The following is a 21,372-nucleotide window of genomic DNA, read 5'->3' as shown; positions in this document are numbered from 1 at the left end:
AGGGGGATGATAAAGCGTATAGTGGTTGTGATCGCAATTTTGGCATCATTACTCTTAAATGGAGGATTACTCTTACTATTGCTATTCTCTTTTAAAGTAGATTCGCTCGCTCTAGCACACAATGCCGGAACGATCGAAGGGGAACAATATCTATCGGTTCAACTATTGAGTCATAACTCCCTCTTAGAGAAGATTGTAGAGGAATCGGAATCGGAATCGGAATCGAGATCGAGATTGGAAAGAGAGAGCGATGATAAGGTGATAAATCGGATTGTTGATCAAGCGCCCTTATTGCTACCGGAAAATAATAGAGCGTCGGACCTCTCCCTTATTGCCGTCACAGAATCTAAAGATGCACAGGTGGAAGTGATAGAGAAGAGAAAGTCTGTAGAAGAGAGAGAGAAGCAGATAGATTCTTCTTCAAATATTGCAAAACAGCGTCGTGAAAGTGATGACCGCAGAAAGAGTGATCTTCAGCCACGGCAGGAGAAGGGAAAGCTTGAGTTGAAGAAGAACCCTTCGTCTCAAAAGCGACATATCGAATCAGAATCACTCTCCCAAGAAGCGCCGGTGATTGAGCGGAGTGAGAGTGAAGGAAGAAGTGGCGATCTATTTGCTCAATCTTTGATGAATACTATTCTCTACAATATTGAAGGTTGCTATCCAGAGGCTTCAAAACGAAGGGGTGAAGAGGGTACGGTTGAGTTAGCATTGCAGCTGAAAGGGGGGCATATTGAAGTGATAGTGCTGAAGAGCTCGGGGTATGGACGTCTTGATCGCTGTGCTATTGCATCTGTTGAGAAAGCATTAAAAAAGAGCCAGATGAAGGAGCTCCCATCCCAAAGGATCAAACTAAAACCGATTCGATTTCAATTACGGTAGACAATGATTGGTAAGCAAGTGATGTTAAAAGTTGAAGCATTGACGGCAATGTTATCTACAGGAGAAACAATTCTCTCCGATATCTCCTTTTCTCTTCCAAAAGGAGCAAAGATGGCGATCATCGGCCCTAATGGTTCAGGGAAAAGCACTCTGCTGAAGGCATTAATCTCGGCAATTCCGGCAGATTATCGCACTTTAGAGATTAATGGTTACCGTTTTGAGCAACTCTCTTTAAGGGAGCGGGCATTGCAGATGAGCTATATCGCTCAACAACAGCAAATCGATGAGGAGATTACCGCTTGGGAATGGTGTGAGTTAGGCCGTTATCCACACTCTTTAAGTCGCACTTCAACTAGCAATAGCAGATTAGCCGGCGGATCAGATTATCAGATTATTAAATCGTCACTGCAGCGTTGTGATGCTCTTCAATTTGCCGGAAGAAAGTTATCGACATTAAGTGGTGGAGAGCGGCAACGGGTCTATATGGCGGGTGCATTAGCGCAAGAGACTCCCCTAATTTTACTTGATGAGGTGAGTGCCGCATTAGATCCCAAACATCGAGAGACGATCAACCAGTTGATTGCGCTCGATTCTGAGAAGACCATTTTATCGATCACCCATGATCTTAATATGCTCGATGCTTATAGCCACCTTCTCGCGCTCAAAGCGGGGAGCGTTGTAGCCTTTGGGTTAAGGGAAGAGGTTTTATCGAAATCATTACTTCATGCTCTCTTTGATTATGCTTTTGAAGAGGTGATTTATGAAGAGAAGCGATGTTATTTTTAAGACTTTTAAGGAGTAGGTGTGGCGCGACTATCAGAGATTGCTAAAATCGATAAAAGCATCAGAGATAGACTCATTTTTTTAGGGGCTCTGAGCCTTATTTTATTGATCATAATGCCCTCATTTGGGCTCATATTTCTTCTTCCTTGGGGAGAGGGAGCTGAGCTCTATTGGCAACTGCGTTTCCCTCGAGCGGTTGCGACCTGGCTGATTGGTGCTGGGTTGGCACTTGCCGGCTTAGTATTGCAAGCGATTTTACGAAATCCATTAGCAGAACCTTTCACATTAGGGGTAGCGGCAGGGGCAAGTTTAGGAGCGGCTATCTATATCTATTGGGGGATCTCCTTCTCATTGGGAATTGTGACCGGTTTGACGATCTTTGCTTTTATCGGAGCCCTTATCGTGACGATTATTATCTATCAGGTGAATTTTCGAACTGGGCACTCTCCTATCAAACTATTACTGATGGGGGTGATCTTAACCTTCTTTATCTCAAGTATTTTGATGCTACTTCAAGCTTTGGGTCGTTCATCCTCTGCATTAGCGATGATGAGTTGGATGATGGGGCGGCTCTCTTTAATTTCTCTAAATGATCTATGGCAATTACTGCTAATAATGAGTTTTTCATCAATCATTATCTTTCGCTCGCTTATTCCCCTTAATCTATTGCAGCAAGGAGATGAGGTGGCGCTCTCAAGAGGAGTTGATTCTGTTCGTGTGATGCAGATTCTCTTTTTAGTTGTAAGTTTGATGACGGCTCTCTTTGTTGCTATTGCCGGGCCGATAGGTTTTGTCGGGATGGTAGTTCCCCATCTAGTGAAACGAATGTTAGGAAGCAGTGATCATCGTTATCTCTTTTGGGGCGTGATCTTTGTGGGGGGAGGGTTATTAGTGATTGCCGATACAATAGGCTCTCTTATTTTACGCCCTTCAGAGATTCCGGTGGGGGTTATTACCGCTCTTTTAGGTGCTCCCTTCTTCCTCTATCTTCTCCTTAAAGGGGGGCATCGAGATCGTTTTGTAAAGCCATCTCGAAATAAGAGGGGATCATAACCTCTTGTTACAAGTCATCTATCAGTGTTTTAAAAAGGTTTTTTAATAAATTCTTTGCATCTCTAGAGTACTTTGTTAATACTATCTCCGGCAGAAGTTTGCGAAATCGATTCTGCTCAATCATTTCTGCTCAAATCAATAAATGTTTTTATTGCTATAGATTGAGAATGACTGATCTAGGTTTATTAAAACTGATCAATTTATCCACTTATTAAATAGGCTAGGCTTTGGGAAGCAGGGTGAAAATCCCTCACGGACCCGCCACTGTGATGTCGTTAGACTTCAGTCAGATACCACCTAGCTTCTACTACTCTCGAGGTTTAAGAGGCATATATGAATACTCCTTTTTTGAATAAAGGTGCTCCGGCACTTCTTCTTATTTCATCCTTTCTATTGACGCCGGCACTTGCCGATAAGGTGATGGCGGAAAATCATGATGAAGAGATTATCTTTACCGCCAAACGCACGCCGGCGCTCCTTAATGAAGTTGGTACACAGAGTATCGTTATTACAGAAAAGGAGATTCAAACACGGCAATACAATAGTGCGGTTGATGCTTTAGCGCATCAGCCTGGCGTTATTTTAAGTCAAAATGGACCTACTGGACCGAGCTCGCTCTATCTACGAGGCAGTAGTAATACGTTACTTTTAATCAATGGAGTGCCGGTATCTGACCCGATGGGGACTAATCATAACTTTAACTATGCTCTTTTAGGACAGTTGTTAGATGTTAATCGTATTGAGGTATTAAAAGGACCTCAAAGTGCGCTCTATGGTAGTTCTGCTATGGGGGGTGTTGTTCAGATCTTCACTAATGATTTAAATAATCCCGGCACACGTTTTCGTATTATGGCAGGTTCTCATGAAACGATTCAGGTAGGTGCAACAACGACAGGGTCAGTAGGTGATCTGCGTTATTCTTTAAGCGGGCTTTTCTATAATACTCGTGGTATTGACGTGACTACGGATACACCTAATAAGCCTCAGAATGATTACGATAAAGATCGAAATAAAAACCGCCAACTATCAGGGCGTTTTAATTATATTTTGAATGATAACTTAGATGTCGATTTAGATTTCACCTATAACAATCGTTATGATGAATTTGATAACTTATACAATGTAACTCCTTATAATGATTATAATAAGTCGAAAATTTTTACAGGAAGAGTAGGGCTTAACGGTTCGTTTTTTGAGGACCAATGGAGCTCAACCTTCTCTTATGGTGTAGTGAATTTAGATCGAGATAGTTATTCGGGGGAAGATGTTAATAGATATGACCCTAATCCTAACTGGAAACCGACAGATCCTGACTGGATGAAAACAATACCCGTTAAAATTGGGGAGAAGATCAGTCATTCCCGTTTTAGAGGAAAAACTCAAACTCTTAATTTTGATAACGAGTTAACCTTCTATCAAGACTTTTCCACCCGTTTTGGAGTAGCGTATCATCACGATAAAGGATCAGATAATAGTCGCTTAGATCACTCACAAAATACGAAGAGTATCTATGTAGAACAATCGCTCGATTTTGCAGATAAGTTCTTTAATACTGTGGGAATTCGTTACGATAAAAACTCTATTTTTGGAAGTAAAACCACTTATCGTTTAACTTCTCGTTATAATGTCAATGAGATGCTCGCTGTTAAAGGAAGTTTCGGGACAGGATTTACAACGCCGACGATCTATCAATTATATGTTCCAATATATGGAGATAGAGATTTAAAACCGGAAACTAGCCGTGGTTATGATTTGGGCGTTGAATTAAGACCTTCATCCAATAGTCTGGTATCACTCAATTATTTTTATACTGATTATAAAAATATGATTGTAGGAAATTCGAAAAATAACTACAAATATGAAAATTTAAATAGAGCGAAGATTAAAGGGGTTGAAATAGCAGGTTCTATAGCCTTAACTAATCAATTAGCCATATCTGCAAGTTATACCTATCTTAATGCGAAACAGAGATCAGAGGGAGGGGAGTATGAACAGATGATTCGTCGCCCCAAACATCAAATTACAGCGAACGTAACTTATCAGCCGATTCAAAATTTAACGCTTAATGCATCGGCTATCTACTATAGTCAACGAGAGGATGCTGTTTTCGGGAAGCCTAATGTAAAGCTTGATGCATTTACACTCTTCGACATCGCCGGCAGTTACAAAATCAATAATACCTTTGAGGTGGATGCAAAGATCCAAAACCTCTTTAATAAGGATTATGAATTTGCGCGTGGCTATCGTGAAAAGGGGCGAACAGCTTATCTTGGCGTCAATATCTCTCTTTAGGATATTGTTTTGTAAGTACTTAAAGTAGTATTGAGAGAGTGCTATTTCAGCGTTGGAATAGCACTTTTTTGATGGGCTAATTTGAGAACTTATGTAATTATAAGTTGACTGATTGATTAGTTGACTAGCTCATAAATTTATAAACTCATTACAAAAGTGTGTGGATCGATAACATTATGAATAATAAGGCTGCGTTAGTGGTACAAGCCCTCATACAAGCATCTCTGCAAAGGCTCAAACTCCGTTTTTGCTATATCGCCAATATTGTCCAATTAGTTGTTGCCGGCATTCTGCTGATCATGCTATTTGCTCCTGCCTTTGCCGCAACGATGACTATCCCTAAAGGGGAGAGCCTTCAGTGTCAAAGAATTGTCTCTATCTCGCCGGCATTGAGTGATATGTTGGTGGAGTTGGCGTTAGAAGAGCACATTGTTGGTGCAACCCGTTATGATCGTCTGCCGTCAACAGAAAAGCGCGAGATTATTGGTGGTTATTTTGATCTCAATATTGAGAAAGTGGTCTCATTGAAGCCCGATATTGTTTTTCTTGAGGGGAATGTGAATAATCCCATCTCAGAACGATTAACAACTTTGGGAATTAAAAATCGTGTCTATGCGCTCGATACCATTGAAGAGATTGAAGCTGCAAAGCAGGAGATGGGGCACTATTGTGAGGGGGAGATGGAGATTCACTCTCAGACATTGAAAGATCAACTCGCGGCTTTAATACCCATTGAAGCACTCAATCAGGAGGCACCTCGCGTATTGATTCTCTATAACTATGGCGATCATGCTGAAACTATTTTGCCCAAATTAGCCGCTGGCCGCAGTTTTCATGGAGAGCTGTTGGAGACACTTGGTATGCGCAATGTCTATTTAGGATCGCTCAATGCGCCGGAGTTAACGCGAGAAGCGATCTCTATCCTCAATCCTGAATGGATCTTTATCCTTAATGGTGCGGTAGAGGATCATGCTTTAATGCGAGATCAATTAATTGTAAAACAGCTCTCTCCCCGCTGGGAGTTTCTCTCCCGCGTTGATGCCGTTAAGAATCATCATGTTTATGAGATATTTGGCTTTTATACACAGATTCCTTCTGTTTCTGCAATGAAGCAGTTAGCGACTCTTTTTACTCAATTGGTCTATGGTCGAGAGATCGAAGATGGGGCGGTATCGGCACATTAAATTTTGGGTGTAAAGTTGCTAAATATGGTAGACTAAGCCGCTTTATCGACCGATTTATTGATTTTAGGAGTAAATTATGAGCAAACAACAGACATTATCGATTATCAAGCCAGATGCAGTTGCTAAAAACTTAGTAGGTGCAATCTATTCACGTTTTGAAGCAGCAGGTTTTAAGATTGTTGCAGCAAAAATGACTCACTTAACACGTGAAGAAGCTGAAGGTTTCTACGCAGTTCACAAAGAGCGTCCATTCTTCAACGATTTAGTTGAATTCATGATCTCAGGTCCTGTTGTGATCTCTGTATTAGAAGGTGATGATGTGATTGCTAAACATCGTGATCTTATGGGTGCAACAAATCCTAAAGATGCATTAGCAGGTACTCTTCGTCATGACTATGCAGAATCAATCGATGCGAATGCTGTTCACGGTTCAGATGCACCTGAAACAGCGAAAGTAGAAATTGAATACTTCTTTGGTCCTAACGCAGTTGCAGCACCTAAAGTGTGTGCATAATCGTTAAGTACTAAAGAGCAGTACCGACCCGCAATATTGAGTATTGTTATATATGATCGATATTGCGGGCGTATTGATAGTAATAGAAGGACTTTAAATATCTATGTTAGATATTGACATTGAAGTAAAAGTTGAAGATATGAAGCATCAGAGCGATCTGATTAATCTTTATAGCCTCACTTTTGCCGACTTAAAAGAATTTTGCCTCTCAATCGGAGAGAAGCCCTATAGAGCGACCCAAATCATGAAGTGGCTCTATCATAAAGGGGTGCGTTCGATTGATGAGATGACCGATATCTCAAAAAAGACACGAGAGAAGCTCAAAGGGATCACAACACTCTCACTTCCCGAGGTGATCATGGATCATCTATCAGAAGATGGGACGCGAAAATGGTTGATCCGTTTAGATTCCGGTAACTCAATTGAGATGGTCTATATTCCAGAAGATGATCGAGGAACGCTCTGTGTTTCATCACAGGTAGGTTGTGCGCTCGATTGCTCTTTCTGTGCAACTGGAAAACAGGGTTTTAATCGAAATTTAGCCGTTGAAGAGATCATTGGGCAATTGATGATTGCAAAGTTACTGCTCAATGACTTTGAAGAGATCGATAACTTTACCCCTAGAAAAGTGACTAATATTGTCTTTATGGGGATGGGGGAGCCGCTCTTAAATTACCGTAATGTTGTCGCAGCAATGAATATTATGCTCGATGATTACGGTTTTGGGCTCTCAAAACGACGCGTGACCTTGAGTACTTCAGGCGTTGTGCCGGCACTCTACCGTTTAAAAGAGGATATTGATGTCGCTTTAGCGATCTCTCTGCATGCACCCTATAATTCATTAAGAGATGAGTTGGTGCCGATCAATCAGAAGTACCCTATTAAGGAACTTTTAGCGGCATGCCGTAACTATATTGATGGCACAAATAAGAAGATTACTTGGGAATATGTTCTTCTACGAGATATTAATGATCGTGATGAAGATGCCCATGCCTTAGCTCGCTTGATCCGTAATATCCCGGGAAAAGTAAACTTAATTCCTTTCAATCCTTTTGATGGTGTTGATTATAAGACAACAGAGCGTCAACAGATCGATCGCTTCCGTTCGATTCTTATGAGTTATGGGCTTGTTGTGATGACTCGTAAGACGCGTGGTGATGATGTTGCTGCGGCATGTGGTCAATTAGCAGGGAAGGTCAAGGATCGTACGAAACGAACCGGTCAGAGTGAAGTGACTGAAGGATAGATGATTGAGAGTTGAGATCTTTTATTCGCTTCTTATCAATGAAGCTTCTTAGCAATAGATATTAAGAAGCATCGGAAGGCATTGGGAGCGTTACCGTAAGGTCAGTTTTTAAAGAGAGCGTTATCATTGTGATGCGCTCTTTTTTGTTCTCTCTCTATCGATTTTTTCCCTCTATTTTTCCCTATATTTTCCCCATCTTCTCTTTTTAATCATTATTTACTCACCACTTGTCGATCATCTGATCTTCATTGAGATCGTGACATCTATTTTACGCTTCATGATATTGCTGACATTTCATGATATTTCATGATATTTCATGATATTGAGAATCATGACCTAACTTTATCTAGTTACCGTGTTATTTCGTGATCTCTTTTCTGCGCTAAGAGAGAGTGATATAGGAAATTGATGAAAGGAGTCGACTGTTGAGAAGAGCGTTGTTAAAAAACGTATTATTAATAATGATCGCCTTTGGAGTAATAGGATGTGCTCATATAGGAGGATCGGGGGCGTTAACAACTTATCTCGATCAAGAGGCGCTCTCTTTAACGGATCAGAAGCAGTATGAGTTGAGTCTCTACTATATTGAGTCAGGGCATTATAAAAGTGCACGGGAGAAGCTCGAGCGATTAGTGATAGACAATCCTAACTTTCCCGATGCTTATAATGGGTTAGGAGTGATCCATGAAAGGCGAGGGAGAGTGACGTTGGCGGCTGATTATTTTTTACGAGCGATTCAATTAAATCCCAATTATGATACGGCGATCAAAAATTATGGGGTATTAATGTGTTATGTCACGGGGGGAGATGGTATTATCTCTATGGCAAAGGATCAGTATCCGACGATTGTAAAATCTCGTCTATATAGTGAGGCGGCAAGGTGCTATCTCGATAATGGGAAGTATCAGCAAGCCACAGATGCCCTTAATAAAGCGTTACAACTCGATACCGATTATGCTGATAGCTATCTAATTAAAGCAAAGCTCGACTATAAATTAGCACAATATGAATCGGCCGAGAGCGCAATCTTTCATTTTAATGATCTCAATGGTTATACAGAAGAGAGTCTGCGTTTAGCACTTATCTTAGCGGAAAAGAGGGGCAATCAAGCAGATATTGATCGCTATAGAAATGCATTAGTCGAGCAGTTTCAGATGACAAAATAGTGTCTTATAGTGTCATATAGAGACATCAAAATAGAAATAGTGGCGCGCTATACTGATAGCTTTTATCTGCAGATAGGGCGTTTTAATGAAAGATGAGGAAGAGGAAAGCATGAATGCACAGGAACTAGGCGCAAAGCTAAGAGAGATCCGATTAGAAAAGGGCTTATCAATAGAGCAAGTTTCACGTGTATTATCATTAAGACCCGCGCTTGTTGAAGCGATGGAGAGTGGTGATTATCGTGAAATTGGGGCGCTTCTCTATGCAAAAAACTACCTCAAAAAATATATCCAATTTTTAGGGGTTGATGATCCCCATTTTAGTGCCAGTGTTGAGGCGCTCTCAGATGGTTTAGACCCTAAGAGTCAAGGATTTTATGAGACCTCAAAAGTGAAGCTTGAGGTAGAAGAGAAGAAGCGCTCAAATAATTTTAAGTATTATCTTCTCTTTGTTTTAGTGCTCTTAGCGATCTTTGCCTATCTCTATCAGAGTGGTATGATTCCTTCCCCTTTTAGAGAGAAGTTATCTACTGAAGGGCAAGGAGCAGTCTCTCTTCCTAATGAGCGACTCCCCTCTTTAGAGCTTGAGTATAATCTTAAAGAGAAGGAGTTAACCTCTTATGAAGAGAAGAGCTTTGAGGAGATTCTGCTCGATGCAACACAGCAGCAACAAGATTTAATGGTTAATGAGGTTCATGGAACAGAATCTCTTTTACATCTAGAGAGTGATGCCTTTTCAGAAGATCCAGAAAATGCCCATCTTGTAAGGTTAGATCTACAAAGTGAACTGAATATTGAAGCGATGCTTCCCGCGCTTACTTCACCGCGAGAGGAGTATCAACGTTCGGGAAATTATGCTGTTTTAGGAAAAGCGCTTCGAAATTATGCCCCGCTCTTGACTGATGATAAATTACCACTTATCGATTTAGGTTCAAAAACGGTCTCATCACAATTTATAATCCCAGAAAAGCATATCGACTATCTCTATCAATCTCCCAATAGCGTTCGATTAGGGCTTATTATTCCTAAAAGCTTTGAAGAGCAATTGGCGGCATTGCAATCTAAGAAGCTCTCACTCTATGATCGGGAGAGTGGTTACTACCCCCTTTTAAGTCGTATTGTTGCTGGAAAACAGCTTTTAAAGTTGAAGCGTGAGTATCAAGCGCTGAAAGAAGAGGAGGGGGCTCTCAATGCTCTTGTTGTGGCAGATGATGCCGGGGATAATCTATTAGGCGCTCTTAAGCAGAACCTTCTACTGCAAGCAGAAAAAGAGGCCTCAATTAGCACTCTACAGACCCTTTTAGAAGAGAAAGCGATCGTCACAATTGTGGCACAAGATATTACAACTTTAGGGGTTGAGGATGAGAAGGGGCGCCAGATTGCCAACAAGGTACTGAAACGAGGTGATCAGTATCAGTTAGAAGGGCAAGGGATTTTTGAGATATATTTAGGGAATCCGGCAGTTATTGATAGAATAATGGTAAATGGAGCGCCGATTCCAGAGTATCATTATAAGCCCTTAACTGAAGAGGCTGTATCGATCCGTTTTTCGCTCAATTCAGGACAATATCTTTAAATATCATTAGGAAATAGTAATGAGTAATAAAATTAATGCATTGCGTGGAATGCACGACTGCTTACCTGCTGAAATTGGTTATTGGCAGACAATTGAAGGACATCTCCGTTCACTCTTTGCCGAGTATGGTTATTGTGAAATTCGGACACCGATGTTAGAAGAGACTCGTCTCTTTACACGTTCAATTGGTGAAGTGACCGATATTGTTGAGAAAGAGATGTACACATTTCCTGATCAGAGTGAAAGCTTGAGTCTCTCTTTACGCCCTGAGATGACCGCGGGAATCGTTCGTGCCGGTATTCAGCATGGACTCTTCTATAATCAGGTGCAAAAATTATGGCAGATTGGACCAGCATTCCGTTATGAGCGACCTCAAAAAGGGCGTTATCGTCAATTCCATCAAGCAGATGTTGAGGTTTTTGGGGTTGAAACACCGGATGTTGATGCTGAAATGTTAGCGATGTTAGCTCGCTTTTGGCAACGACTCGGCATTGCAGATGAGGTAAAGCTTGAGATCAACTCGATGGGAACAGCGGAATCTCGTGCTCAATATCGTGAAAAATTGATCCAATACTTTGAGGGTTTCATGGATCAACTCGATGAGGATTGTAAGCGCCGTCTCTATACCAATCCTCTTCGTATTTTAGACTCAAAAAATCCTGGTTTAAATGAGATTATTGCCGGAGCACCTAAACTACTAGATCATTTAGATCCTGAATCAAAAGAACATTTTGATCTGCTCTGTCAGCAGCTCGATATTTTAGGTATTCCTTATATTGTTAATCCTAGAATCGTTCGCGGTATGGATTACTACACACGTACGGTCTTTGAGTGGACGACAACAAAACTCGGTTCTCAAGGAACGGTTTGTGGCGGTGGGCGCTATGACAAGATGGTAGAGGAGTTAGGTGGACGCTCAACGCCGGCAATCGGTTTTGGTATGGGAATGGAACGTCTCATTCTTCTTTGCCAAGCTTGCGGTGTTGAAGCGAATGAGTCGACCCCACTTTTAACGACGATCTTTCTTGGAGAGCAGGCAACCCTTCAAGGGCTCGCAATAGTCGAATCTTTACGAAATGAGATTGAGAATGCAGAAATTATCACGAACCTAGGTGGTGGTAGTATGAAGTCTCAGATGAAAAAAGCAGACCGCTCAGGGGCAAAATATGCTTTAATCATGGGTGAAAATGAGTTAGAGCAAGATATTGTGATCTTAAAAGATCTCAGAGAGAATGGGGCGCAAGAAGAGATTGCTCGAACAGAGTTAGCGACATTTCTCCGTGCTAAGTTAGCAGAGCGCTAAGTCGGTAATATAGAGTAGATAGGATTAGATGTTAACCTATTAAAATAATTGAAGTAAACTAGAGTGATTTCTAATTTTAGATCAAAAGGTTTAGATTGAATGGCTTTAAATCAATATGAAACAGATGAGCAACGTGCAGAAGTACTGATCGATTGGCTCAAGAGAAATGCGGGCTACCTTCTTCTTTTAGTGGTAGTTGTGGTCGCTTCCATTGGTGGCGTGGAATATTATAAGCATCATAAGGTGCAGAAGCTCAATGAGGCTTTTGATCGTTATGATACCTTTTTAACAACTTATGATAATGAGCCCGTAGATCTAGGGAAGAGTGCAGCACTCATTAGTGAAAATGAGGGGGTTTACCAGATCTTCTCAGCACTTCTTTTAGCCAAAGAGGCGCATGGTGCCGGTGATTACCAAGGTGCGGAAAAATTATTAAAGTCAGCTTTGACAGCAGATCTTAATGATCCTGGTTTAAAAGATCTGATCAACTATCGTCTTGCGATTGTTCAATTTGATCAAGGAGAGGATCAGCAGGCGCTAGTGACGCTAAAAGAGATTCAATCATCAGAGTTTTTAGGTTTACGAAAAGTATTAGAGGGTGATATCTATAGCGCTTTAGGTGAGATAGAAGATGCGAAGATCGCTTATGAGGAAGCACTCAGTAGCGAAGTTGTTCCTGATGATGCGCGTGATAAATTGCATCTTTTAAGTGCTCAATAATCAATCCTCGATAGGACTCTAAGCAATATGAAAAAAATCATTACAACCTTGATCATATCATTAGTGATTGCTGGCTGTGCCGGTGGTCTTCGTGGTAAAAGTAATTTGACGCCACCCACCGAGTTGGATTTAACAGTGCCGGCAACTTTAGTGAGCCAGAATTGGCAGATTAAAACAGGTAGCCAAACCCCAAAAGAGAGTAATCTTCGCTTCTATATTGCCGATGATGGTTTAGGTACACTCTATATCGCCGGACAAAAAGGGGTTGTGACTGCTATCGATCGCCATAATGGACAAAAGCGATGGGAAGTTAAGACGCAATCTCCTCTCTATACCGGGATTAGTTATAGTCAAGGCATTCTCTTAGTAGGAACGCAAGATGGGCATATAGAGGCGCTTTCAGCCTCCAATGGTGCGCAAGTTTGGCGTCAAAAACTGTTAGGTGTTCCTGCTGTACCTCCTGTCGGAAGTGGTCAATTAGCGATTGTACGAACCCTCTTTGGTGCGGTAGAGTCATTTAATCTGCAAGATGGTAGTGAGGAGTGGGCTTACCTCTTCCCACGCTCAGAGTTCTCGGTTCGAGGTGCAGCGCCTCCGACATTCCTTAATGGTAATATCTTAATTGCCGGCGATACGGGTACACTCTCTTTAATTAATGCCGAAACAGGAGCTGAGATCTGGAGTAGAGTTCTTAGTCAGCCTCAAAATGGTAGCTATATGGGGGGATTGCGAGATGTTGACGCCGCGATTATTGTATCGCCACAGCGGATCTTTGTGGGACAATATTTAGCAGGTGTTACAGCTTTAACGCATGATGGACGTAAGTTATGGCAAGCTGGTAAAGGTGTCTATGCGGGACTAGCTTATACTGGTGAGAGTGTGATCTCTGTAGAGAGAGATAGTACAATTCAAGCATTGAACGCTCAAAATGGAGCGTCAGTGTGGCAAAACCTCGATTTAAGAGGGCGCAATTTAACGAAGCCTGTGATCGTGCGAAATCGTATTGTTGTAGGTGATTTTGAAGGATATGTCCATGTTATTGATGCAACAACAGGAATACTTCAAGGCACTACAAAAGTAGGGTCAACAGGATTTTTATGGGATATTAGAGAGATCGATGGCAGTGTCTATCTGCTCGATTACTCAGGTACACTTTATAAAGTTTCGATATAAATACGATATTTTGATTCGATATTAATTAGTATAAGGGAAAGGATGTCACAACCACTTATTGCGCTAGTAGGGCGTCCCAATGTAGGAAAATCGACAATTTTTAATGCATTAACGCGAACAAGAGATGCGTTAGTTGCCGATCAACCTGGTTTAACTCGTGATCGCCAATATGGTGAAGGGCGAGTAGGTGATCGTCCCTATAATGTATTGGATACCGGTGGATTATCAGGTGATGATAATCAGATGGATAATCTCATTGCAGAACAGGTCTGGATTGCCACTGAAGAAGCAGATCTTATCTTCTTTATTGTTGATGGTCGGGCAGGTGTTACGGCTTTTGATGAGCAGATCGCAGATCGTCTTCGGAGAATGGGAAAGCCGGTTATTGTTGTTGTTAATAAGGCTGAGGGTATTTTACCTGAAGTTATTGTTGGTGAGTTTTACTCATTGGGTTTAGGGGAGCCTATTGCTATTTCTGCCTCCCATAATCAAGGTTTATATGAGTTACTTCATCGCGCTTATGAGGAGATTGAATTTCCTGAGGCTGTTGTCTCTGAAGAGATTCAAGATGATATTATCCGTTTGGCGGTCTTCGGTCGTCCTAATGCCGGGAAATCGACTCTCATTAATCAGATGGTGGGAGAAGAGCGTGTTTTAGCCTCTGATGTGCCGGGAACAACGCGAGATAGTATTGAAATTCCATTTACAGCTTATGATCGAGAATTTATTCTCATCGATACTGCGGGGATTCGTCGCCGTAGCCGTGTCACTGATATGATCGAGAAGTTTAGCGTTATCAAGAGTTTAGATGCTCTTGAGAAAGCGAATGTTATCGTCTTTGTCTTTGATGCTAAAGAGGGATTATCGGATCAAGATGCGACCCTTTTAGGAGCTGTTTTAGAAGCTGGTAAAGCGCTTGTTCTCGCGGTTAACAAATGGGATTCACTCGATGAAGATGAGAAGAGTTGGGTTCAACAAGATTTTGCGAGACGTTTTGCCTTTATCGATTTTACGGAGCCGCTCTTTATCTCTGCGCTGAAAGGGCAGGGAGTACGTCAAGTGATCCGTCAAGCGATCGAGGTATTTGATCAATCGATGCGTGAATTCTCTACAAATGAGCTCTCTAATATTTTAGAGTATGCTGTTCATGCGCATCAGCCACCGATGGATAAAGGGTATGCACCGAAGTTGCGTTATGCGCATCAAGGGGGCAAAAATCCATTGAAGATCATTATTCACGGTAATCGGACTCAATATGTTAAAGATAGCTACACTCGTTATCTTAGCAATATGTTCCGTGAGCAGCTTGAGATAGTGGGAACCCCGGTTCGTATCCTCTATCGTACTAATGAGAATCCTTATGCAAATCGTCCAGGAAAAACCACAGAGATTCGTGGAAGTGCGAAGCGTAAACGCAAGTTAGAGCGAGCAAAAGAGAAATAATATAAATAGAAGCAGGATAAGAGAAGCTAGAAGAGAAGTCAGAAGAGAAAATAGCTCGATCGTGAGTCTCTATCTCTTATTAAGATTCTTGCTGAACCTCCTTATTATAGAAGTTATCATTAAAAAGGTCATAACGTTAAATGTTATGACCTTTTTCATTTGTGCGCTTTACTACGTAGTGAGCTAAGGAGTGAACTAAATGGTGATCACTTATCCAATTGTTAATTGCCAAAATCCCGTATGATCTTTTGTGAGTACAAGTGTATCGAATTGGTAATCGCCATCATTGTAATAGAGGGTATAGCGAACAATAGCCCGATCCTTTTCACTGTTATATTCGATGGTATGATACTCAATTTTATTAATTCCCCCCTTTTCTTGAATATTGAGTGCAAGATCGGTGAAAATAATTGTTAGAATCTCATACGCTTCTGCCTCTGCTTCAGGATCTTTTAGTTTCTCTTCGAGATTGAAAAGGGAGAGAAGCTCGGGATAGTTCTGCTGGTTGAGGGATTCATAGAAGAGTTGAATACTCTCTTCAGGAGAGTGGGAGGGAGTACATGCTGCTATTAGAAGAGTCAATCCCACTATGGATCTACGTAATAAAATTTTTAATCTATGAAACATCATAAGCCTTAAAGGAGATTGGAGCTAAGAGCAGATTATAGCAGAACTGAATGATAGATTTGTGGAATAGGAGATATCTGCCGGGTATGAAAATGAATTGAGTCATCGTTTATTGCGATCAGCGGAATACTCACTATTAAGAAAGAGGAGCACTAAGAAAAAAGATCACCTCAATAAGGTGATCTTCTCTCTTGAGTGATCTCTTTATAGATATATCCATTACTCGATGCTTTTAATATATCTTTTGTTATCAACTGTTAATTAACAGCCGTTGATTAACAGTCATTGATTAACGTTTTTTCAGAGATTTTAAAGCATCGGCAAAAGGGTTATTGCTGATTGATCCGCCTCTATTTTGTGAATCACGATCTCTGTTGCGATTTTTGCCTCCTTGGTGATTTCTTGCGCTATTTTCTCGTGAGTTACTTGTTCGGTGGGTATCGGTATCGGAGGTGTGATTCTCCCCTTGTGGAAGTGGATCATTCATTCGCATCGAGAGCCCAATTCGTTTTCTTGGAATATCAACTTCTAATACTTTTACCTCAACAACATCCCCCACTTTGACGACTTCATGGGGATCTTTAACAAAACGATCTGCTAAAGCACTGATATGAACCAATCCATCTTGGTGGACTCCAATATCAACAAAAGCCCCAAAGTTTGCGACGTTAGTCACAACGCCTTCCAATTTCATTCCTGGCTTGAGATCTTTCAGTTCAGAGACATCTTCTCTAAATTGCGCGGTAATAAATTCAGGGCGAGGATCGCGTCCCGGCTTTTCAAGCTCTGCTAAGATATCCTCAACTGTGGGAAGACCAAATTTTTCACAGACATAATCTTGAGGATTAAGCCCCTTAAGAAAAGTACTATTACCAATAATCTCTTCCAATTTTTTACCACTTTTTTGGAGAATTCTCTCTACGACAGGATAAGCTTCAGGGTGAACTGCGGAGATATCGAGGGGATGATCTCCTCTAATCCGTAGAAATCCGGCGGCAAGCTCAAATGTTTTGGGACCTAAGCGGGGAACTTTTTTGAGTTGAGCACGATTTTTGAAAGGGCCATTCTCATCACGATAAGCGACAATATTGTACGCAGTGGTGCTATTGAGACCGGATACTTTTGCAAGAAGCTCTGTGGATGCCGTATTCGCATCAACACCGACGGCGTTAACACAATCTTCCACAACACTTTCGAGCATGCGATTGAGTTGTACTTGATTAACATCATGCTGATATTGCCCAACACCGATCGCTTTGGGTTCGATCTTAACTAATTCGGCAAGGGGATCTTGGAGACGTCTAGCGATCGAAACTGCTCCACGTAGAGAGACATCAAGATCGGGGAACTCTTTTGCTGCTGTTTCAGATGCTGAGTAGACCGATGCTCCCGCTTCACTTGTGACCACTTTATTGAGCTTAGGAAATTGCTTGCAGAGCTCAGCTGCTAATTTATCTGTTTCACGGGATGCCGTACCGTTGCCGATAGAGATCAGTTGAGGATTATATTTTGTGACAAGCTGTGCGAGTATCTCTAAGGATTGAGTCCAGCGATTGTGGGGTGCATGAGGATAGATCGTCGCAGTCTCTAATAATTTCCCAGTGCGATCAACAACAGCGACTTTACATCCTGTCCGAAGGCCGGGATCGATTCCTAAAATCGCTTTCTCTCCAGCCGGTGAGGCGAGGAGAAGATCTTTTAAGTTACGCGCAAAAACGGCAATCGCTTCTGTCTCTGCCGCTTCACGCATCTGATTGATCAACTCTAAAGAGAGGGAGAGATGTAATTTGGCTCTCCAGCTAAGACGGATTGTCTCTTTCAGCCAAGGATGTGGCGCAGTGAGCGCTAATTGATCGGTGATTATTTGAAGTGGCACCTCTTCTAGTAATTCTGGCAGTTTAAGGTTGAGCTGTAAAATATCTTCATTTCTTCCTCGAAGAAGTGCTAAAGCCCGATGAGAGGGAATTTTGTGAATCGGTTCTTGAAACTGAAAGTAATCTTTATAATTGTTCCCAAGCTCCTCTTTTCCAGCTTGAACTTGCGCATGAAGCTCTCCCTCTTTCCAGAGATAGTGACGAAGTTCTCCTAGAAGTTCAGCATTTTCAGAGATTCTTTCAATGAGAATAAAACGAGCGCCATCGAGGACCGCTTTATGATCGGCAAAACCATGATCAGGATTGAGATAGGGCGCAGCGAGCGCTTCAATATCGAGATCGGAATCATTATTTAATGTGAGAAGTTGATCTGCTAAGGGCTCAATGCCGGCTTCAATGGCAATCTGTGCGCGGGTTCTTCGCTTAGGGCGATAGGGAAGATAGAGATCTTCGAGTGCCATTTTAGTCTCGGCATTGTTGATCTTTTTGCGAAGATCATCACTCAATTTATCCTGCTCTAAAATGGAGTTGAGGATGGTCTCTCTTCTCGCATTGAGCTCGCGAAGGTAGATTAAACGCTCTTCAAGATTACGAAGCTGTGTATCATCTAAGCCTCCTGTAACCTCTTTACGATAACGGGCAATAAAGGGAACCGTTGCACCCTCATCAAGTAGCTTAATCGCGGCTGATACCTGTGTCTCTTTAGCATTGATATCGGCGGCGATAATAGTGGGTAGTGCTGCGAAATGGGCTTGCATATCTGCCTGAATCGTCATTAACAAGAACTCCTTCTGCTCAAAAGTAATGAAAAAGAGCTCTATTATATCGTGATTTACCACTAGGAGCGTATCGCTTTACGTTTAAAGTAAAGATTCGAGTAATTGTTAGACATCATTATCTTATATCAATGTTGGAACAATCTAGGATCAAGATGGGATCAATAGTGGATTAAGATTGGATAGATTGTTGCACTTATTATGCGCTCTAATAGGATTGTAGATGTAATAAGGAGAGACTCTGACATTACTTCTGATATTACTCAATGTATGGATCAATCGATGCCGCTTCTTAGGGGTGAGAATTTTTCTCCATGAAAAGATCTATGCTAAACTGACAAAAATTAAAAAACGTAAAATCGATCTTTCAATAGCGAAAGCATCAGGATCGATATGCGAAGAATAGGAAGAAATAATGAGTAGAAAAAAGATAGAGATGATCACCATTCTCCTATGCCTTATGGGGAGCTTTCTCTTCGGTGTGACATTCGCAGCGGAAAAGGCAAAAAAAGGGGCAATGGAGAAGGATCATAGTGTTCAGCGAGTATCTCAGCCAATTTTAGGACGTTATGAACGTGTCAAAATTGATGAGTTAGGTGGCAAAACTATTAAAGCAAAAATTGATACCGGTGCTTATACCGCCTCTTTGAATGCAATTGATATTGAGTATTATCAGAAAGATGGGGAAGATTGGGTTCGCTTTACGCCTGTTGTTGATGATAAGCCTCTACAGACACAAACACTTCCCTTAGTTAAAATTTCTCGAATTAAACAGCGAGCAGAGGAGGGGGATGATAGCGATGATATTGCATCTGCGAAGCGTCCTGTTGTGGCAATGACAATCTGTATTGGTGATCAAAAGGCAGTGATTGATGTCAATTTAACTAATCGCGGTCATTTCAATTACCCTCTTTTGATTGGTGCAAAAGCTTTAAGAGAGCTCAATGCTCTAGTTGATGCTGGAAAACGCTATATTGCGCCGGCAGATTGTGATTAATTGACCTATTGTCAATTGATCAACTTTATCTATTTAAGCCATCTATTTAAACTAGCTATTTAAAAAGTAATTTAAAAAGTAATTTACTTAATAGTATTTAATAGCACTTAATAGTGATCGATTTAATTATTACTGATTGAGTTGTTACTGATTTAGTCGTTACCGATTCGCCAAATAAGGAAAGTCTCCAATGCGTTCCGTCAATCTTCATTTAAGAGTTTTAGTATTTCTTCTTGTAGCATTCGGCTTAGGCTCTATCGCTTATGAGCGCTATGTGTTACAGATCCCTTTTACCGATCGAGCCGTTGAGGATCTCTGGACGATCGATGCCAAGATCACCTATGACGTCCCCGCTAATTCGGGCGTCAGTGTGAAGTTCTATCTACCGACAATCTATAATCAATACTCGCTCTATAGCGAATCTCTAATTGCTGATAAGCAGTATGGTCAGGTATTAGAGCAGGATGAATATGGTAATAAGATAGGTCACTATTCGATACGAAGAACGAAGGGGCCGGAGACGCTCTATTATCGTCTAGCCTTATCTCCTAATTTTGGTATGAGTGAAAAGGTCGAAGAGAAGGGACCTATCTATCGAGAGCCAATTCCGCTAGAGGGGGCTGATAAACTAGCGGCAGATGCATTAGTGACCGATATTCGTGCAACTTCCTCTAATACAATGAGCTTTATTAGTGAAACTATTCGCCGAGTAAATGATCCTGATAATATCAATGTGAAGACCCTTCTTAAGGGGGATAACTCTGTTAAGAATCGTTATGCCGTAGCGGAGCTGCTTCTCTCTCAAGCCCATATTCCTGTTCAGCGAGTCAATACTTTGGAGCTAAAACCGAGTGTTGATCAATCGCCAGAGATCTGGTTAAGAAGTTATATTGAGACAACCAAAAAAGAGGGATCGAAGAATACAACAGTTGGAAAATGGTACTACTTCAACCTTACCACCGGAATGGTAGGATTACCGAAGAATGCGATTATCTGGTCAATTGGTGATAATCCTATCCTCTCTGTTGATAATGGTGTTCGAGCAAAAGTCTCCTTTAGTGTGACGGACAAACAGTTAACGGCAATTAGCCTCGCTCAATCGACAAATACCGCTAGTTCTGAATTTTTAGCTTACTCGCTCTATAGTTTGCCCATCTCCATTCAATATGGTTATGAATTGATGCTGATGATTCCTTTTGGCGTTTTGGTCATTCTTTTAGTGCGTAACGTTGTCGGGATTCAGACATTAGGAACATTTACCCCAGTATTGATAGCGCTCGCATTTAGAGAGACGGGATTAGCGTTTGGGGCGATATTCTTCTCCATTATTATTGCGATGGGGCTACTGGTTCGCTCCTACCTTGAGCATCTAAAATTACAGATGTTATCGCGACTCTCTGTTGTTTTAACCTTTGTGATCATTATGATCGCTGTTTTAAGTATCTTCAGTTATAAGATGGGCTTTGCTAAAGGCTTGGCTATTGGCCTCTTCCCGATGGTGATCCTAACGATGACAATTGAACGCCTTTCGATTACGTGGGAAGAGCGTGGTGCCGGTAATGTCTTAAAAATCAGTATCGGTACTTTGATTGCTTCCTCTTTAGCTTATCTTTTGATGGAGGTTGAAGAGTTAGTCTATTTTGTCTTTACCTTCCCCGGCATCCTCCTTGTTCTAGCTGGTTTTATGTTGATGATGGGGCGTTATCGTGGTTATCGCTTGACGGAGTTGAAGCGCTTTAAGGCGATGTTAAAAGAGGATAAGTAGA

Annotated in this window: 17 protein-coding genes and 1 riboswitch; of the genes, 15 read left to right on the top strand and 2 right to left on the bottom strand. The window is 41.5% G+C overall.

The window, feature by feature from the left end; genetic code table 11:
- Positions 1-6 precede the first annotated feature (6 nt).
- The 13 genes from DC082_RS04935 (at position 7) to der (ending at position 15,332) form a co-directional block, all read left to right on the top strand.
- Entirely contained in the window at positions 7-882 is an 876-nt protein-coding gene (locus DC082_RS04935; protein ID WP_157957408.1) for an energy transducer TonB, read from the top strand.
- Positions 883-885: 3 nt separating this feature from the next.
- A complete protein-coding gene (locus DC082_RS04930; RefSeq protein WP_109235991.1) occupies positions 886-1,668 on the top strand; it encodes an ABC transporter ATP-binding protein in 783 nt (260 codons plus the stop codon).
- A gap of 18 nt (positions 1,669-1,686) precedes the next feature.
- The gene (locus DC082_RS04925; RefSeq protein ID WP_229821585.1) at positions 1,687-2,718 is read left to right on the top strand and encodes a FecCD family ABC transporter permease; all 1,032 of its coding nucleotides are present in this window, start codon (positions 1,687-1,689) and stop codon (positions 2,716-2,718) included.
- Between the two features lie 204 nt (positions 2,719-2,922).
- Positions 2,923-3,034, top strand: a riboswitch (cobalamin riboswitch).
- Between the two features lie 17 nt (positions 3,035-3,051).
- Positions 3,052-5,010, top strand: a complete 1,959-nt coding sequence (locus DC082_RS04920) for a TonB-dependent receptor plug domain-containing protein (protein ID WP_109235990.1) — start codon at positions 3,052-3,054, stop codon at positions 5,008-5,010.
- A gap of 176 nt (positions 5,011-5,186) precedes the next feature.
- Positions 5,187-6,194 (top strand): ABC transporter substrate-binding protein, encoded by a 1,008-nt coding sequence (locus DC082_RS04915; protein WP_109235989.1) that lies wholly within the window; start codon positions 5,187-5,189, stop codon positions 6,192-6,194.
- A gap of 76 nt (positions 6,195-6,270) precedes the next feature.
- Positions 6,271-6,708: a nucleoside-diphosphate kinase gene (gene ndk, locus DC082_RS04910; RefSeq protein WP_094566781.1), complete on the top strand. Its 438-nt coding sequence runs from the start codon at positions 6,271-6,273 to the stop codon at positions 6,706-6,708.
- 103 nt (positions 6,709-6,811) lie between these two features.
- Entirely contained in the window at positions 6,812-7,954 is a 1,143-nt protein-coding gene (gene rlmN / locus DC082_RS04905) for a dual-specificity RNA methyltransferase RlmN (protein WP_229821583.1), read from the top strand.
- Positions 7,955-8,379: 425 nt separating this feature from the next.
- The gene (locus DC082_RS04900) at positions 8,380-9,120 is read left to right on the top strand and encodes a tetratricopeptide repeat protein (RefSeq protein ID WP_133243684.1); all 741 of its coding nucleotides are present in this window, start codon (positions 8,380-8,382) and stop codon (positions 9,118-9,120) included.
- A 109-nt stretch (positions 9,121-9,229) separates the two neighbouring features.
- Positions 9,230-10,693: a helix-turn-helix domain-containing protein gene (locus DC082_RS04895; RefSeq protein WP_189363305.1), complete on the top strand. Its 1,464-nt coding sequence runs from the start codon at positions 9,230-9,232 to the stop codon at positions 10,691-10,693.
- Between the two features lie 19 nt (positions 10,694-10,712).
- Positions 10,713-11,996 (top strand): histidine--tRNA ligase, encoded by a 1,284-nt coding sequence (hisS, locus tag DC082_RS04890; RefSeq protein ID WP_109235986.1) that lies wholly within the window; start codon positions 10,713-10,715, stop codon positions 11,994-11,996.
- Positions 11,997-12,095: 99 nt separating this feature from the next.
- Positions 12,096-12,716, top strand: coding sequence for a YfgM family protein (locus DC082_RS04885; protein WP_109235985.1), 621 nt, complete (start codon positions 12,096-12,098; stop codon positions 12,714-12,716).
- 27 nt (positions 12,717-12,743) lie between these two features.
- Positions 12,744-13,889 carry an outer membrane protein assembly factor BamB family protein gene (locus DC082_RS04880; RefSeq protein WP_109235984.1) on the top strand — a complete coding sequence of 382 codons (1,146 nt, stop codon included), beginning with the start codon at positions 12,744-12,746 and terminating at the stop codon, positions 13,887-13,889.
- 42 nt (positions 13,890-13,931) lie between these two features.
- Positions 13,932-15,332, top strand: coding sequence for a ribosome biogenesis GTPase Der (der, locus tag DC082_RS04875; RefSeq protein ID WP_094566788.1), 1,401 nt, complete (start codon positions 13,932-13,934; stop codon positions 15,330-15,332).
- Between the two features lie 210 nt (positions 15,333-15,542).
- On the opposite strand, the gene DC082_RS04870 is transcribed toward der, so the two are convergent.
- Together DC082_RS04870 and DC082_RS04865 are read right to left on the bottom strand one after the other, a co-directional pair.
- The gene (locus DC082_RS04870; RefSeq protein ID WP_157957407.1) at positions 15,543-15,914 is read right to left on the bottom strand and encodes a DUF4878 domain-containing protein; all 372 of its coding nucleotides are present in this window, start codon (positions 15,912-15,914) and stop codon (positions 15,543-15,545) included.
- Positions 15,915-16,248: 334 nt separating this feature from the next.
- The gene (locus DC082_RS04865; RefSeq protein ID WP_189363304.1) at positions 16,249-18,609 is read right to left on the bottom strand and encodes a Tex family protein; all 2,361 of its coding nucleotides are present in this window, start codon (positions 18,607-18,609) and stop codon (positions 16,249-16,251) included.
- Positions 18,610-19,024: 415 nt separating this feature from the next.
- Between DC082_RS04865 and DC082_RS04860 the strand changes: the two genes are divergently transcribed.
- A complete protein-coding gene (locus tag DC082_RS04860) occupies positions 19,025-19,606 on the top strand; it encodes an ATP-dependent zinc protease family protein (RefSeq protein WP_275665745.1) in 582 nt (193 codons plus the stop codon).
- 190 nt (positions 19,607-19,796) lie between these two features.
- Positions 19,797-21,371, top strand: coding sequence for a UUP1 family membrane protein (locus DC082_RS04855; protein ID WP_109235982.1), 1,575 nt, complete (start codon positions 19,797-19,799; stop codon positions 21,369-21,371).
- The last annotated feature ends 1 nt before the right edge of the window (position 21,372 follow it).

Source organism: Ignatzschineria indica, assembly GCF_003121925.1.
In the GTDB taxonomy this organism is placed as follows: domain Bacteria; phylum Pseudomonadota; class Gammaproteobacteria; order Cardiobacteriales; family Wohlfahrtiimonadaceae; genus Ignatzschineria; species Ignatzschineria indica.
This window is presented reverse-complemented; position numbering and strand designations above follow the sequence as displayed.